This is a genomic window from Sulfitobacter profundi (assembly GCF_042661425.1).
Lineage (GTDB): Bacteria > Pseudomonadota > Alphaproteobacteria > Rhodobacterales > Rhodobacteraceae > Sulfitobacter > Sulfitobacter profundi.
Genome location: NZ_JBHSWA010000001.1, coordinates 3175119 through 3191300 on the forward strand (window position 1 = coordinate 3175119; position 16182 = coordinate 3191300).

Genomic DNA, 16182 nt, shown 5'->3' on the forward strand with positions numbered 1-16182 from the left:
AAGCGAGTTACCCCGCCAAGATAGATTAGAAGCGCATGGAACCACGCAGGGAGATGGTTGTCGCGTCCAGATCGTCGCCTGTGCCGCCTACGTCATCGAATTTGTGCTGCAGCACTTCGCCACCGACGGTGTAACGGTCTGTGACTTTATATGTGACGCCCAGACCAGCGAAGGGGCCTGTTTCATCACCAACGTCGGTGTCGGCGCGGGCTGCACCAGCTGTTGCATAGACCAGCGTGTTGCCGAAGTCGTAACCGGCTTTCAGCTTGGCGCGTGCAACGGAATCCGCGGCGACGCCTGTGTTGCCCAGATCGATGTCGGTTTTGTCATAGTCGAGTTCACCACCCAGTACGAACTTGCCGAAGTCATAGTCGTAACCGGCGTGGAAACCGTAGGACGTGTCGTCACCGTCAAGGGTGCCGCTGTCGCTGTCGATGTCGGTTTGACCAACCTGAAGACCGGTGTAGAAGCCTGTCCAGTCGCCATCAACGGCCACGGGTGTCGGCGCAGGTGTGAAAACCGGTGCTTCAACTGTGGTGTCTTCCAGCGAACCGGCTGCTGCTGCACCCGCGAAGGCGCTGGATGCGATCAGGGCGATGCTGGCGATTGTTGTCGTGCGTTTCATGTTCTGCTCCTTAAATACAGGTGACCTGCGATCCTCGCCGCAGGGTCACTTACGCAACGCCTCATCTAGTATTGGGTTTCAGGTTTTTCACTTCACAGATTTGCGATGCGCTGATTGTCGCACATTTGCAACATACCCTCGGCCAAGCGCCGCTTAAGTTATGTATCAAGTGTGTTTCCGCCTTGGGGCTTAGCGATAATTATCAAGATGCATCAGATACTTGCCGCCGCAATACGGATAATTCAGCCCCAGTCACTGTCACCCAAGTGCAAAAAAGCCTGCGCGGATCGGCACTGCACCGACGGTAGCATTGCAAGCAGGATCCGTCTTTCAAAGCCACCACCTCAAAAACCACACTAAAATCATTCCTCGACGCCTGACACCGACCAAGGCTTGCTGTCAAAGGTGAACGGGTTATTTGCCTCTATTGCCAGCAAGAAGGAGCAGACCCCACCCCATGTCTTGGATCACCACCCATCTAGAGATCGTCATCATCGTGATCCTGACGCTGCTGGCGGCGATCGTGATTTTGCAACAGCGCCGCACGCCGCAATCGACGGCGGCTTGGCTGCTGTTCATCATCGCGCTGCCATGGGTGGCGGTGCCGTTGTTTCTCGGGCTGGGCTTTCGCAAACAATCTTCGCGCTACTCCCCGGTGCATTTCCTCAAAGGGGAAACCGGAGGGCCGCCGCCCCGTCCGGTGCATACGCTGGACGCGACGATGCAGTATTTCGGCCTGCCCGCCGCCGCCCATGGGCAAGACCTGCGGCTCTTGGGTGATCCGACAGCGGCGCATGAAGCCGTGATGGCGCTGATCCAAGGGTCCGAGAAACGGATCGACGCGCTTTTCTACATCGTTGCCAATGACGACACCGGCCGTATCTTTGTCGATGCGCTGACCGAACGCGCCAAGGCCGGTGTCAAAGTTCGGCTGCTGATGGACCGTTTGGGCACCCTGCGCGGCCCGGCCGCGGCACTGCGCCGCCTGCGTGCGGCAGGGGGTGACGTGCGCTTTTATTCACCGCTGTTGCAAGTGCCGGGCTCAGGCCACCTGAACCTGCGCAACCACCGCAAAATGATTATCGCGGATGATGCGCGGGTCTTTTCAGGCGGCATGAACATCGGCGCGCACTACCTCGGCCCCACGGCGCTTGAGGACGGCTGGACCGATCTGGCCTTCTTGCTCGAGGGGCGCGCAGTGCAGAGTTTCGGCGATGTTTTCCGCTCGGATTGGGGCGTGGCCAGCGGGGAGGCTTTGGAGCCTGCCCCCTCGGTCGCGGCGCATACGGGCGGGACCGCCACGGTGCAATTGGTTCCTTCCGGCCCCGATATCACCGAGGACCCGCTGCACGACGGTCTGATCCGCGCGCTGCATTTGGCTGAGGCGCGGATTTGGCTCGTGACCCCCTATTTCGTGCCGACCGAAGCACTTGGTGCGGCTTTGACGACCGCAGCCCGCCGCGGTGTGGATGTGCGGGTGCTGGTGCCCGAACGCTCCAACCAACGGCTGGCGGATTTTGCCCGCGGTGCCTACCTGCGCGACCTGCACGAAGCTGGCGGCCATGTGCTGTATTACCAGCCCGGGATGATCCACGCCAAAGCCGGGATCATCGACGATATGGGGCTTGTGGGCACCGCCAATTTCGACGTGCGCAGCATGTTGCTGAACTTTGAGGTGACGCTTTTTGTCTATGACGCGGGGTCGGTCGCAAAGCTGCATGATTGGTTTGAACATCTCTCCGAACACTGCGCCATGGAGAAGCCTCCGACGGGGATGATCCGCAAGGTGGCCGAGGGGCTGTTTCGTTTGGGAGCGCCTGTTCTATGATCCCCGCCGTCGCCCCCCAATCGCTGCGCATCGTCAGCTATAACATCCGCAAGGCCCTGGGCACCGATAGACGCCGCGATCCGGAGCGGATCATGCGGATCATCCGCAGCCTGCATGCAGATGTGGTGGTGCTGCAAGAAGCCGACCGCCGCCGCGCCCCGCGCCCCTCTGCCCTGCCGCTGGATCGGGTCGAAGAGGTCACGGGCATGCGCCCTGTGCCAACGCCAAGCGATGTCAGCATAGGCTGGCACGGCAACGCCGTTTTGGTGCGCCCCTCCGCCAAGATCGATCAGGTGGCGCATCTGACCCTGCCGGGGGTCGAGCCGCGCGGTGCCATGGTGGCCGACCTGCACATCGGCGCGCGGCAATTGCGGGTCATCGCCTCGCATCTTGGCCTGCTGCGCCCCTCCCGCAAGGAACAGTTAAGCGCCATGATCGCTCACCTTGATGCCTGCGCCGCCTGCCCCACGCTGATCGCGGGCGATCTGAACGAATGGTCGCAAAAGGCCGGGCTGGGGCGCTTGGCGAAACGCTTTACGATCCATGCACCGGGCAAAAGCTATCACGCCCGGATGCCCGTGGCTTTTCTTGATCGCATGGCGTTGGATCAGCATCTGACAGTGCGCCAAGGCGGCGTGGTCGAGACGTCGCAGACCCGCCGCGCGTCGGACCATCTGCCGATCTGGCTCGACGTGGCGCATCGCTAGAGGGGTCATCCCGTAGCCCAAGCCAGTTCGCCCACCATCATGTTGCAAGCCTGCTGCGGATTGGAGAAGGCGACCTGCATATCAAAGGCCATGCGCACATCCGTTCGCGCCTTGGCAATTGTCGCATCCGTCGCCCCAAGCCGCCGTGCCGTGGCGATATTCTGGTTCGCGTCGTGCCGCAATTTGCGCACGCTCTCATAGCCGCCCGCAAAGCCTGCACATTGTTTGGCGGTCAATTCCGCCGCCGCCGCCCGTCGCGCCGCGGCTTCCATGGGTGAGGCCGGAGGTTCGACACAGGCCGCCAGCGATCCGGTGAGAAATCCCAATATAACAAGACGTTTCATCAAATTCTCCCTTTCACATCCTTGATAGGGAGGGACTGGTTTAATTTTGGTTAACGACTGTTTTGCCTCACGGCCAAGACCTGACGACGGGGCCCATAGGGCCGCGCTCAACCCCGGATGTCGTCTTGGCGCGCCGACGCAGGCGACAGCGCCAAGCGCGCGCGACACGTGCCCGGCCTCCAGCAGCCGCAATCATCAGACCCTGTCGCCCTTCAATACATAGTTAACCCTGCGCGGTTAAGAAATCTCACCAAAGCCTAGCAGACCTAACCCAAAGCATATGCCCAAGACCCACCTGCTCAGATTGACGCAAAAGTTACCCGATGAAAGCCTAGTGCAGGACAAATTGAGAGTAAGTCATGATATTCTTTAGATTATTCTGCGCGAGCGCCAAAGCCGTTCTGGGGGCATTCTTTTGGCTCTGTTTTTCAACCATGGTGCTTTCGCACGGGGCGTGGCTGGGCGGCGGTGGGGTTTCGCTGACCGATGCAAGCCGTCAGCAGATCGCGGACCGGGTCGCGGCGGGGCTGCCGCCGATTTCAGCCGGTGATAACATTGCCATCATTGCCGACTTTCCCGTCATAGCCGAAGGCACGCTTGATGGTCCGGGCGGCTATGCCACGTTGTATGTGCCCGCCGGGACCGAAGTCGCATCCGCCTATATAACTGATGCTACAGGCGCGGCCCGCGGCGCCCGCCCGGCGCGCGCCTCGACGGGGTCTGGCGTGTCTAAGGGTTGGGGTCCGAAGGGCCAGCAAGCGTTTGATATCTCTCCCAACGGCTGGGCTCCCTCTGACACGGCGCAGTGCCAAGCAGCGGGGTTTTCCATCGCCAATTGCAACGCCGGGCTGGCCTATATCTATGGCGATACTGGTATTTTCTACTCAACCCGTCCGGATACTGCATTGTTCGCAAATGGATCGGATATCGCCACTTTAGAAAACGGGTACCTCGTTAATCCCACGAATGGCAGCCCTTGGAGCAGCGTTGGCGGCACCGGCACCGCCCGCGTTCACAACAAATGGGACGCGGTTCAGATCAACGCATTCGGTTCTGGGGGGACAATCGACCCAAACGGTTTCTCAACACAAGAAGAGACCACGATCACGGGCGGCCGAGGGGCGACCCCTTTCGCGCGGGCAGCCCCGTGGCAGGCCCGGATTCCGGATCCGATTGGGACCGTTACGGCACCACCGGCCCTTGGAACCGGATCAGCTATCCCGGTTCCTGCGAAGCGGATGATCCGCTGCTCGCGGGGCCAGACGGGCCTGCCACTGGCGCCGGATCCGTCTTTCCCGAATCGCTGGACCCGGGCGTTAACTCTTACGAAGCCTGCACCGAGACGACCGCGGGTTTTAACCTCAATAGCAGCGCCGCGTCGGTTTTGCCGAGCGGCACAAACGCAGTGCGCTACGCCTTCGGCGGGATCGCGCAGGGAGAGACTTATTACGCCGTCATGGAAGTGAAAGTCAGCGACCCGGCCAACATTGGATATTTCAATGCCGAAGGTCACGGCGGAGACTCCGCCGAAGGCGCCTCTGCCGGGAACGACAACCCGTGGCGCTACTGGGTCGCCGGAACCTCAGCCGTCTCACCTGCGGGGCCTGAGGACCTTTTCGTATCAATCTCCATCACGGCGGTGAACGGCACCCCCTATTCGGGGGGCGACGTCCCGCAGGGCGCCACGCTGACCTACCGCGTGAGCTATGTTAATACATCGCTCAGCCCCATGACCAATGTGCTAACCTCGGTGACCCTGCCGCCAGAAATTTCGGGTACGACGAACTTTCAGGTCATCTCGGGCGAAGACATCCGCCCTGCGACCACCCCGACAAACGGCACTTTCCCGCTCCTTCCGATGACCAGCTTGAACGGCCTTGGAAGCGGCGCCATCGAGTTTGACGCCTATGTCTCTACCGCGGCGGGAGGCAGCATCACCGCCGATGCCGCGAATTCCAGCGATGAAGGCGGTGCCGATACCGACAGCGTCAGCGTTAACGTAACTGCCATGCCAGCCGATACGCTTCCAACCTGTTCTGGAACGCGGTTTTCGATCGTCGATTGGACATCAGACAGCCCTGCAGCCCTCGGCGCGACATCTACTTTCACCCGCTATGGAGTCGGCGGTTCACTCACTGCAACTGCAAACGCTGATGCCAGAATTGGCCGCGCAGCCGCGATCGGAAACGCAAATGAACTCTATTCCGCCGGGTATGGCGGCAACCCCGTTTTTACACAGCAATATGCCACCTTAAATATCGATTTTGACACGCCCATGGACTCCGTCCTTTTCTACGTCACGAGCTTGGAATTTGACGATCCGTAGCGGTCTACGGCGAACGCAACGGCGTGCGCGTGCAACCTGCCATCGCCGACGGCCCGCTTTCGGCCTCCATGTTTCGCCGGGCCAACGCCGATGGTTCCGTCTTGGCAGAGCGCGACAGCGCATTCTCGACAACAGCCTTACCCGAAAATTTTGCCGTAGAAGTCGGATTTGGCGCCCCGGTTGATCGGGTCGTGATCGATCATGGCACCCGCAAAAACAACAGCGCAAACTTCGCCGGATCTCTGCAACTGACCGACATCCAAGCCTGCGCCGACTTCACCGACGCGCCATCGATATATGGGGATGCACTCCATACGATGGGGTCAGAGCCCAAGGTCTATCTGGGCGATGCTTTGACAAGCGATGCAGGGCCAGGGAACGCCGATGATGCGGGGTCGGACGATGACGATGGCATAACGATTCCCCGCTCATCCAAGGTTTTATCGCAACACTAGAAGCACGTGTCCAAGGCAACGGTGGCTTTTTGACCGCTTGGATCGACTACGACGGCAACGATGTCATGGCCCTTGCAACCGCCGAAGAAATCGCGCGCGATTTGCAAGACGATGGCACCGGTGGGGATCAGGTCGCGGGCGATGGCCTGATCCAATTTGACGTGATTGTCCCGGGTGACGCGGTACTAGACCAGACCTTTGCCCGCTTTCGGTGGTCTACAACTCCGGTCGTCGGCGTGGCAGATGTCTCCTTGGATGGGGAGGTCGAAGATTACCCGATCAATATCGCTGCGGCCCCTCTGGTAGATCGCGGTGATGCTCCGGCAAGCTATGGCGACCCATTGCACATCATCGCTGAAACCGGCATCGCGGGGACCTACTTAGGGGCCCTCCCTCCTGACCCCGAGGCTGCCTCCCAAGCAAGTGCAGATGCTTTGGGCGACGATCTTGACGGAAATGATGACGAAGACGGAGTCACGCTCCCCCAGCTCATTGCTGGCGGCACGACTGAAATAACCGTGTTCGTAAACGAGGTGACCGGCGGGGTCGGCAGTTTGACAGGCGGCGTGGCCTATCTTCAGGCGTGGATCGACTTTAACGGCAACGGGCTCTTCGACGCTACTGAGCAGATCGCCTCTGATCTGCAGGACGGCAGCGCTTCGGATAAAGATGGCACGCTGAATGGCGAGATCCGATTTGATGTGAACGTGCCGGGAAGTTCCGTGCTCACGCCGACATTCGCGCGGTTCAGGTGGTCAACCACCGAGGGCGTCGTCCCCGTCGCACTTGACGGAGAGGTTGAGGACTACAGGCTGACAGTTTCCGGCGATGTTCCTCCGGTTTCCTGCGACAGTGGCCTATACTTGCTGTCTGACGATCCAACACAGTTGCGCAAACTGCGCTTTACCGACACCGGGTCGGGCTACTCCATGTCATCGCAACCCCTCGGGACAGCGCCGCGCCGGCTGGCAGCCGGCTGGGGATACAACGAAATCGATGGCTATATCTATGGCGTCCGCCCCGGCAAAGATGAGCTGTGGCGCGTGGACGGTACCGGAAACTTCACCAAAATGCCTTCATTCCCAAACAGCGCCGAAAGGGCCGAAGATGCGGGCGATATCTTGCCCAACGGTATAATGGTCTACGAAGCAGACAACGTCACATGGCAGTTGTTGGATTTGACCGACCCCAACAATCCGATCGATGCCGGGCAATTGACCCTCTCCCAAGCCGTCACGGTGTCTGATTTCGCTGTTAATCCATTGGACGGCTTCATCTACGGCATCAACGAAAACACCGGCAGCCTGTTTCGCGTGTTCGCGAACAATGGTCTCGCCGGTTTCACCACGGTGGTGGAATTTGGGCCCAGTGTCTACACGGGCATCTGGTCTGCGGTTTTCTTTGACGAGAACGGTCAGATGTATGCCTATGAGGAGGTATCGAACTCAATCTACCTAATCGATACGTCGACCGGCAATCGGTTAAGGCTGGCAACGGGCACGGATGAGGGCGGTTTCGGCGATGGCACCTCGTGCCGCGGCGGGACACCTTTCGTACTGTCCGGTCTGGGGGGCAATATCTATGTCGATCAAGACGGTTCCGATATCAAAGACGGCGCGGAAGAGAACTTGGCGGGCGGTATCCGAGTGGATTTATACTCCGATAACGCAACGCCGAATGATCTGGACGATGATAGCTTCATCCGGACCGTCGATACCGAGCCTGACGGAACATACGCCTTTGTCGGCTTGCCTGCGGGCACCACCTACCGGGTAGAGGTCGATGTGAATGACGCAGACCTCCCCCGGCGCGCAGATCGGAACCTCAAACCCCCTCGTTGGTGTAAAGGCCGATTCCGGTGCCTTTACAGTGGCCTACGACTTTGGTTTCGATCCGCAGTTTTCTGACCTCTCAATCACCAAAGAGGCCTATCAAGCGGGCACCACCTCTCCCGTCACAACCGCTGTCGAAGGCGACATCATCGACTGGGTGATCAGCGTGACAAACGACGGCCCCGGCTCGCCTTCGGGGGTCAAGGTGATTGAAAACATCCCCGCAGGTTTCGCCTATATCAGCGACACGGCTCCTCCGACCGGCGATTATTTCGACCCAAGTACGGGACTTTGGTTCGTCGATGAAATTCTGCCGGGTGCGACCGAAACCCTTACCATACGTGTCCGTGTCACGGCGGGTGGCAACTATACAAACGTCGTCGAGATCGTGAGCAGTTCCCTACCCGACCTCGACAGCGATCCAGCCGTTGGTCTGGCCCAAGATGACTTGCAGGACGGGATTGCCGACGATGACGAAGCCAGCGTCACGATCGCTCTCGCAACCTCGGGCGGTGAAATTTCAGGCCAGCTGATCCGGGATGATGGTCGCGGCGGGGTCGCGCACGATGGCTCTGCCACGGGCGACGAGGTAGGCACGAATGCAGGAACCATTTTGCTGCTGGACGATGCCGGTGCGCTATTGGCAAGCCCGCAGGTCGGCGCCGATGGACGATGGTCCTATCGGCTCGCGCCGAACTACACTGGCAGTCTGACCGTCTCCACGGTGCCCGCCGAAGGGTGGAGAGCGATTTCCGAGCGACCGGGCTCACTGCCGGGCTTGGTGAACAGCGATCCACATGATGGCTCGTTCAGCTTCACCCCTTCGCCTGAGACCGATTACAGCGGACTTACCTTAGGCATTATTCCACTTCCCACTTTGAGTGAGGACCGTGACGCGCACATCGGCGCGGGCCAAATCGCCCTTTTGCCGCATCTCTATCGAGCCAGTTCATCTGGCATCACCACCTTTACCGTAGAGAACATTTCCGAGCCTGCGGTCGGTGCATTTTCAGTTGCGCTCTTTATCGACAACGATTGCGATGGCGCGCCCGACACCCCGCTGAACGTGCCAATTTCCGTTCAAGCGGGGGACGAACTCTGCCTGATCTCGAGGGTCTCGGCGGGTGGCGGCCTGCCTCCGGGCAGCGCTTTGACCTACGAGGTGCAAGCCGCCACGGACTTTTCCGGAACCACTGCTTCGCACATTACAACCGATACGGATCGCGTGACGGTCGAAGTCGGTGGCAGTCAGCTCGTTCTGGTGAAAACTGTACAGAACGAAACGCAAGGCACGGGTGAGGGCTATTCAAATCAAGCCTCGCCCGGGGATGTACTGGTCTACCGCATCACAGTGGTGAACCCGAGCCAGCGCATTGCATCCGCCATCGTCATTTACGACCGAACGCCGCCCTATACTCAATTGGCGGAGGCTGTAGCCACGCCGCAAACCGTGAGCCCCTCGCTGATCTGCGATCTCGCAACCCCAAGCGACAACCTACCGGGATATGAAGGCCCCCTGCGGTGGGATTGCAGCGGGACGCATGCCGCAGGCGCCGAAGGGAGTGTTTTTTTCAAGGTCCGCGTGACACCTTGATCGGAACCGCCGTTCAGACAGTCGACGCAGAAAGTGGGATCTTGATCTTTACGATTAACCCCTTGTCTTGCGGCACCAGTTCGGCTTGCCCGCCGTGACGGCGCAGGACATCTTTAACAATTGCAAGACCAAGACCACTGCCTTGCCCTTCGCTTAGTTGGCCAAACCTCTCAAACGCGGCTTCGGCACTGTCTTCGGGAATGCCGGTGCCGTCATCTTCTACAGCCAAAACCGCAAATCGCCCCTCTACCATGGTGCTGACGCGGATCGCGGTGAGGCCGCCGCCGCCATGGGTCAGCGCGTTTTCAAGCAAATTGGTGATCGCTTCGGCGAGCAGCACAGTGTCGCCCGCAACGTGGAGCGGCGTGGTGCTTGGTTCAAAGCCAAAGCCAATGTCCCGCGACAGGACGGTGGGGGCAAAGTCACTGCACACTTCGGCAGCGACAGCGTTGAGCTCAAGCGTATCGAATGCAGGGGCCTCGTCGTAGCGCAACCGTTCAAGAGACAGCAACTGGTTGGCCAGCCGCGCTGATTTGCGGGCCGCAGCAATCAATTCGCGTTCTCTCAACCGACGCTCTTGCGGGTCGCTGACATCTGGCAAAACCTCGGCCAATGACAACAGTGCGGAGGCGGGGTTGCGCAGTTGATGCGCGGCGTTGGAAATAAAGACCTGATGGTCCTCGATGCTCTGGCGCACCTGCCCGAAAAGCCGGTTCAATGTGGCGACGATACCAAAGGCCTCAGCCGGGACCGGGCGGCGGATATCACGCAAGTCATCGGGGGATCGGTGTTGGATCGCATCTTGCAAATCGTTCAAGGGGCGCAGGCCGATCTTCACCCCGAACCAGACCACCAAAGCAAGGGCCGCCATCAGACTGGCGATCAAAGCCGCCGCGCGGCGCGCCAAGGCGGCGGCGAAGGCATTGCGATCACTGTCCCTTTGCCAGACTGTGACAATCGTATCGCCCGTCAGGTTGCCGATGGTCGTACTCTCCCGCATCCGCAAAACGCGCACAGGCTCGCCCCGATATTCAGCCATCGTGTAGTTCAGCCGATCCTCGCCCGCCCGACCGCCAGAGACGGGGGGATAGGCATAGCCGGTAATGTAGATGCCACCGGGACCGGTGACGTGGTAAAAAGCTCACCACCCCCGGCATCCGAGACGAAATCCCGCGTGCTGGGCGAAAGCGCATCCCCGCCAGAAATCGCCACATCGCGTGAGATCGCCAAAGCCGCGGCCAACAGGCTGCGGTCGAACAGGGTTTCAGAGGTGCGCTGCGCCACTTCAAAGCGCCAAAACCCCAGAACGATCGAAAGCAACAGCAGCGGCGGCAGGATCAGCATGAACAGCCTAGAGCGCAGCGACATCGAGGTCATGCGCTATCGACCTCCAGCATATAGCCCAGCCCGCGCGCCGCTTTAATGCGGATGCCGAAGGGCTCCAACCGTTTGCGAAGACGGGAGACATGCGGCTCGATTGCGCTGTCTTCCTGCGCGGCCCCGGTGCCATAGACATGGGTGATCAGTTGTGATTTCGAGACGATCCGCCCGCGCCTTTCCAGCAGGCATTCAAGCGTCGCCAGTTCTTTGCGGGGGAAGGCCAGTGGCTGTTCATCCTTCAACAACTGGCGGTTAGTGCGGTCAAAGACCAAGGGACCAATCGCGTCGCGGGCGGCGAACTCAAGGTTCTTGCGCCGCGCCATGGCCCGGAGCCGCGCCTCCAACTCATCCATCTCGAAGGGCTTGGTCAGATAATCATCGGCCCCGGCATCCAGCCCGGCCACCCGCTCTGAAGTCTCTGCCCGCGCGGTCAGCAGGATCACCGGCGTTCCATCGCCGCGGCGGCGCAGGCGGCTCAGAACCTCCAGCCCATCACAGCCGGGCAAGTTGCAATCCAGCACGATTAGATCTGCCCCCTCATGGCGCAGAAATGCATCGGCCTCTTCCCCGTCGTGCAGCAGGTCTACTGCATGGCCGCGATCCCGCAGGCGATGGGCAATTCCTTGGGCAAGGGCTTCATTGTCTTCGATGACTGTAATGCGCATGATTAAAACTTAATCCTAATGCGCAAGTTTCGCGCAAGGTTGGAAAGGCAGAGTGCCCGTGTTGGAGGAGGGATTCGTTCCCTAAACAAATCCGAACGACGGCAGACGTGAAAGTCTGACCGGTACAGAATGTCTACGGGAGGACACCTATGACTATCAAGTATTTCGCCGCCACCGCTGCATCCGCCGCCTGCCTCGCCGCCCCGGCGCTGGCCGAGGTCGATTTTGCAGGCAAAACCATCGAGTGGGTCATCCCCTTCTCGGAAACCGGCGGCTCGGCCAAATGGGCCAACTTCTTTGCGCCGCTTTTGTCCGAAGAACTGCCCGGCAACCCCACGGTCGTCGTCAAGTTCATGCCGGGTGCAGGTTCAACCAAAGGCGCCAACTGGTTCCAAGAGCAAGAGCATGACGAGGGCACGGTCCTTTTTGGCACCTCCGGTTCGACCCAGTTCCCCTACCTGTTGGACGATCCGCGGGTGCGCTATGAGTACAGCGACTGGAACCCGGTCATGGCCTCGGGCACCGGCGGGGTCGCTTATCTGAACCCCACGGACGGTGAGAAATTCGACGGCACCGCCAATAACCTCAAAGACGTCAACTTCATCTACGGCTCGCAGGGGGCCACCCGCCTTGACCTCGTGCCGCTGCTGGCATGGGAAATGCTGGGCATGAACGTCGAGCCTGTCTTTGGCATCAAGGGCCGTGGCGATGGCCGTTTGATGTTTGAGCGCGGCGAGGCCACGATCGACTATCAGACCTCGTCGAGCTACCTCGGCGCCTCTGCGGATCTCGTCGAAAAAGGTCAGGCCGTGCCGATGATGACATGGGGCGCGCTGGACGAGGACGGCAACATCGTTCGCGACCCCACCTTCCCCGACATCGCGACTTTCAAGGAAGTTTGCGAAGCGACCGAAGGCTGCGCCACCGAAGGCGAGGCATGGGACGCATGGAAAGCCTTCTTTATCGCAGGTTTCCCTGTGCAAAAGATCGCCTTCCTGCCCGCAGGCACCCCCGACGATGTGATCGCGACCTACACGGCGGCCTTTGACGCGGTGCGCAACCGCGAAGACTTTGCCCAGATTGCCGAGAAACGTGTCGGTAAGTACCCCGTCTTCGTAGGCGAAGGCGCGGCAAAGGCGACGCAGCGCGGCACGACCGTCTCTGCGGAGGCGAAAGCCTTCGTCACCAACTGGCTGCAAGAAGCCTATGGCGTTTCGCTGAAGTAAGCGGAACCCTCTCGGCCCCGGGTCAATCCCGGGGCCACCCCCTTATTCTAACATTTCGAGGTCGGTGCGATGGATCTGTTCGCAACCGCTCTGCCTGCGCTTGGCGAGGCATGGGCTCTAATTCTGCAACCTATGGTTCTGGGATATCTGGTGCTGGGCGTGGTCATGGGCCTCGCTGTCGGGGTCTTTCCCGGCCTCGGCGGGATCGCGGGGCTGTCGCTGCTTTTGCCTTTCATGTTCGGCATGGACCCTGTGCTGGGTCTGGCGCTGATGATCGGCATGGTCGCGGTGGTGCCAACCTCTGACACATTCGCCTCGGTCCTCATGGGCATACCAGGGTCTTCGGCCAGCCAAGCCACGGTGCTCGATGGCTTTCCGATGGCCAAAAAGGGACAAGCCGCACGGGCGCTTTCGGCGGCTTTCACCTCATCGCTCTTCGGCGGTCTGGTTGGCGCGGCTTTCTTGACGATGTTCATCGTCATCGCGCGGCCCATCGTCCTGTCCTTCGGCCTGCCCGAAATGCTGATGATCTCGATCCTCGGCCTGTCGATGGTGGCGGTGTTGGCGGGGCGCGTAGCGCTCAAAGGTCTGGCGGCGGCGGGCCTCGGCCTGCTGATCGGCACCATCGGTGAGGCCGACGCGGGCGGCTCCCTGCGGATGGCGACCTATGACATTCCCTACCTGACGGACGGCTTGAAACTGGTAATCGTCGGCCTTGGCATCTTTGCCGTGCCAGAAATCGTCTCGCTTCTGCGCCAAGACCGGGCGATTTCCAAAGAAGCCAAACTCGGCGCGGGCTGGGGTGAAGGCGTGCGCGACTGGGTTGCCAACAAATGGCTGTCGGTGCGCTGCTCGTTGATCGGCGTGGTCGTCGGTGTCATCCCCGGCCTTGGTGGATCAGTCGTTGACTGGATCGCCTATGGCCACGCGGTTCAAACGACGAAAGACAAATCGAATTTCGGCAAAGGCGAAGTGCGCGGCGTGATCGGGCCGGAAAGCTCGAACAACGCGAAAGAGGGCGGCGGCTTGGTCCCTACCCTGCTCTTCGGCATTCCGGGTTCTGGCTCGATGGCAATTTTCATCGGTGCCATCGCGCTTTTGGGCTCTGGCGAGATCGAAGTCGGCCCCTCGATGCTGCGCGACAACCTCGACATCACCTATTCCATCGTCTGGTTGCTGGCGCTGGCCAACGTCGTCGGCACGCTCTTGTGCATCGCGGCCTCGGGCGGCATTGCCAAGCTGACCACCATCCGCTTCACCTATCTCGCGCCGTTCCTGTTCATGCTGATCTCTTTCGCGGCGTTCCAGTCGGGGCAGAACTTCGAAGACATCCTCGCGCTCTTCGTGATCGGCCTGATCGGCATCTTCCTGCGCCGCTTTGACTGGTCGCGCCCAGCCTTCTTGATCGGTTTCGTGCTGTCCAACCCGGTCGAGAAATTCTCGAACCAAGCGTTCCAGATCGCATCGTTCCGGTTCCGCAAATCTTTTGAGGAAGGCATGGAGTATGTCTTCTCCCCTATCGTCATCGTGCTACTGATCATCACTGTGGTCTCTGTCGTGCTCGGACTACGTCAAGCCAAGTCGATCATGGCCGAGGGCGATGTTCAGTCCGGCTCCAAACGCGCGCCGTTGGTCTTTTTGCTGATCATCATGGGCTACGTCGTGGCCGCGCTGATCAATGCCTCGCTGATCCCCGACTACAACATGACCGACAAGATCGTGCCGCTGGTCGTGGGGGGCATCGCCTTGGCCGCGCTGCTGATCTTGCTGGTGCAGATGATCCTGCGGCCTGAAGGAGATTCGATCTTTGCCGACAAGGAAGTCTCAGGCGAGGACGCTGATGCACCCTATGGCCTCTGGAGCACGCTCGCGTGGTTCGTGGGGCTGATCGTCGCCACCTATTTCGTCGGCTTTATCCTCGCGCTCTTGGGCTTTTTGATCAGCTTCCTGCGGGTTCGTGCACAGGCGCATTGGCCGAAAACCCTGATCCTGACCGCCTGCGGCATCGCGCTGATGTGCGTCATGGCCGGGGCACTCAACCGTGATTTCCCGCCGGGTCTGCTGCAAGGCGCAGTCGACCTGCCCTGGCCGCTGAACTGAGGAGTTTAGAGATGACACAGACAGCTATCCCCTATCTCTTCATGCGCGGCGGCACATCGCGGGGGCCATACTTCAACCGCGCGGATCTGCCTGAGGATCGCGAAACATTGGCCGAAGTGCTGCTCGCCGTCGTCGGCTCCGGCCATCCGCTCAACATCGACGGCATCGGCGGCGGCGCGGCGGTGACCACCAAGGTCGCGATGCTTTCACCTTCGGAGGACGGTTGGGCCGATGTGGACTATTTCTTTGCTCAAGTTTCGGTCGAGGATCGGCTGGTCGATTTTAAACCGACCTGCGGCAATATCCTGTCGGGCGTCGGGCCAGCGGCGGTCGAGTTGGGCCTCGTCCAACCCACCGGCGATGTGACAGATGTCAAAATCCACGCCGTCAACACCGGGGCCAAGGTGCTGTCCAAAGTGCTAACCCCCGGCGGCGTGCTCACCTATGACGGCGACACCGAGATCGCGGGCGTGCCCGGTGCCGGTGCGGCTGTGGCACTGAATTTCATGGGGGTCGTCGGCTCTTCGACCGGGGCGTTTTTACCCACGGGCAACATCCGCGATACCTTTGACGGGATCGACGTCACCTGCATGGATGTCGCCATGCCGATGGTCATTGCCCGCGCGGCGGACTTTGGTCTGACGGGGTATGAAAGCGTCGCCGAACTCGACGCGAACAAAGATTTCTTCGCGCGGATGGAGGCAATTCGCCTTCAGGCCGGGGCCGCCATGGGCATGGGGGATGTGGCAAAATCCGTCACGCCGAAGTTCGGCCTGCTGGCCCCTGCCCGCGATGGCGGCACAATCGCGACGCGCTATTTTATGCCGTGGAACACGCACCCCTCCATGGCGGTGACCGGGGCGCAATGCCTCGCGTCCTGCGCGCTCACGCCCGGCAGTGTGGCCGATGGCCTGCTCGACCGCCCCACCCAAAGCCCCGCCGACGTTGTGCTCGAACATGCTTCTGGCACGATTGACGTGCTGGTGGATTATGACACGTCGGACGGCTTCGCGCTGAACTCTGCCGGTCTGCTGCGGACGGCGCGCAAGCTGGCGGATGGCTGTGTCTTTGTCCCCTCACGCATCTGGGAGGGTCGCTGA

14 protein-coding genes are annotated in these 16182 nt (G+C 60.5%); 9 read left to right on the forward strand and 5 right to left on the reverse strand.

All coding sequences use genetic code 11. The features are described from left to right. Window positions 1-25 precede the first annotated feature (25 nt). The gene (locus tag ACFQAU_RS16515; protein WP_067621921.1) at window positions 26-625 is read right to left on the reverse strand and encodes an outer membrane protein; all 600 of its coding nucleotides are present in this window, start codon (window positions 623-625) and stop codon (window positions 26-28) included. Window positions 626-1082: 457 nt separating this feature from the next. Between ACFQAU_RS16515 and ACFQAU_RS16520 the strand changes: the two genes are divergently transcribed. Together ACFQAU_RS16520 and ACFQAU_RS16525 are read left to right on the forward strand one after the other, a co-directional pair. Next, window positions 1083-2453, forward strand: coding sequence for a phospholipase D-like domain-containing protein (locus ACFQAU_RS16520; RefSeq protein WP_132443475.1), 1371 nt, complete (start codon window positions 1083-1085; stop codon window positions 2451-2453). Then, window positions 2450-3160: an endonuclease/exonuclease/phosphatase family protein gene (locus ACFQAU_RS16525; protein WP_132443476.1), complete on the forward strand. Its 711-nt coding sequence runs from the start codon at window positions 2450-2452 to the stop codon at window positions 3158-3160. The genes ACFQAU_RS16520 and ACFQAU_RS16525 overlap by 4 nt, the downstream gene beginning before the upstream one ends. A 5-nt stretch (window positions 3161-3165) precedes the next feature. On the opposite strand, the gene ACFQAU_RS16530 is transcribed toward ACFQAU_RS16525, so the two are convergent. After that, window positions 3166-3504 carry a hypothetical protein gene (locus ACFQAU_RS16530; RefSeq protein WP_067622059.1) on the reverse strand — a complete coding sequence of 113 codons (339 nt, stop codon included), beginning with the start codon at window positions 3502-3504 and terminating at the stop codon, window positions 3166-3168. Between the two features lie 1147 nt (window positions 3505-4651). Between ACFQAU_RS16530 and ACFQAU_RS16535 the strand changes: the two genes are divergently transcribed. The 4 genes from ACFQAU_RS16535 to ACFQAU_RS16550 all read left to right on the forward strand — a co-directional run bounded on the left by ACFQAU_RS16535 (window position 4652) and on the right by ACFQAU_RS16550 (window position 9711). Further along, window positions 4652-5830, forward strand: a complete 1179-nt coding sequence (locus ACFQAU_RS16535; protein WP_386283497.1) for a hypothetical protein — start codon at window positions 4652-4654, stop codon at window positions 5828-5830. 101 nt (window positions 5831-5931) lie between these two features. Next, complete coding sequence (locus tag ACFQAU_RS16540; protein ID WP_386283498.1) at window positions 5932-6285, forward strand: hypothetical protein; 354 nt, start codon at window positions 5932-5934, stop codon at window positions 6283-6285. A gap of 29 nt (window positions 6286-6314) precedes the next feature. Beyond that, the gene (locus tag ACFQAU_RS16545) at window positions 6315-8192 is read left to right on the forward strand and encodes a GEVED domain-containing protein (RefSeq protein WP_386283500.1); all 1878 of its coding nucleotides are present in this window, start codon (window positions 6315-6317) and stop codon (window positions 8190-8192) included. Beyond that, complete coding sequence (locus tag ACFQAU_RS16550; RefSeq protein WP_386283503.1) at window positions 8074-9711, forward strand: hypothetical protein; 1638 nt, start codon at window positions 8074-8076, stop codon at window positions 9709-9711. Before ACFQAU_RS16545 ends, ACFQAU_RS16550 begins: the two co-directional genes overlap by 119 nt. 13 nt (window positions 9712-9724) lie before the next feature. Here the strand turns inward: ACFQAU_RS16550 and ACFQAU_RS16555 are convergent, their stop codons facing one another. From ACFQAU_RS16555 to ACFQAU_RS16565, 3 genes are read right to left on the reverse strand one after another with little or no spacing between them, the layout of a single operon-like run. Further along, window positions 9725-10822 carry a sensor histidine kinase gene (locus ACFQAU_RS16555; RefSeq protein ID WP_386283977.1) on the reverse strand — a complete coding sequence of 366 codons (1098 nt, stop codon included), beginning with the start codon at window positions 10820-10822 and terminating at the stop codon, window positions 9725-9727. Beyond that, window positions 10759-11088, reverse strand: coding sequence for a sensor histidine kinase N-terminal domain-containing protein (locus ACFQAU_RS16560; RefSeq protein WP_386283506.1), 330 nt, complete (start codon window positions 11086-11088; stop codon window positions 10759-10761). The genes ACFQAU_RS16555 and ACFQAU_RS16560 overlap by 64 nt, the downstream gene beginning before the upstream one ends. Further along, window positions 11085-11756: a response regulator transcription factor gene (locus ACFQAU_RS16565; RefSeq protein ID WP_120350978.1), complete on the reverse strand. Its 672-nt coding sequence runs from the start codon at window positions 11754-11756 to the stop codon at window positions 11085-11087. Before ACFQAU_RS16565 ends, ACFQAU_RS16560 begins: the two co-directional genes overlap by 4 nt. A gap of 149 nt (window positions 11757-11905) precedes the next feature. On the opposite strand from ACFQAU_RS16565, the gene ACFQAU_RS16570 reads away from it, so the two are divergent. The 3 genes from ACFQAU_RS16570 to ACFQAU_RS16580 all read left to right on the forward strand — a co-directional run bounded on the left by ACFQAU_RS16570 (window position 11906) and on the right by ACFQAU_RS16580 (window position 16182). Continuing rightward, complete coding sequence (locus ACFQAU_RS16570; RefSeq protein ID WP_132443479.1) at window positions 11906-12982, forward strand: type 2 periplasmic-binding domain-containing protein; 1077 nt, start codon at window positions 11906-11908, stop codon at window positions 12980-12982. A 69-nt stretch (window positions 12983-13051) separates the two neighbouring features. After that, entirely contained in the window at window positions 13052-15082 is a 2031-nt protein-coding gene (locus tag ACFQAU_RS16575; protein WP_132443480.1) for a tripartite tricarboxylate transporter permease, read from the forward strand. 11 nt (window positions 15083-15093) lie between these two features. Next, window positions 15094-16182: a 4-oxalomesaconate tautomerase gene (locus ACFQAU_RS16580; RefSeq protein WP_132443481.1), complete on the forward strand. Its 1089-nt coding sequence runs from the start codon at window positions 15094-15096 to the stop codon at window positions 16180-16182.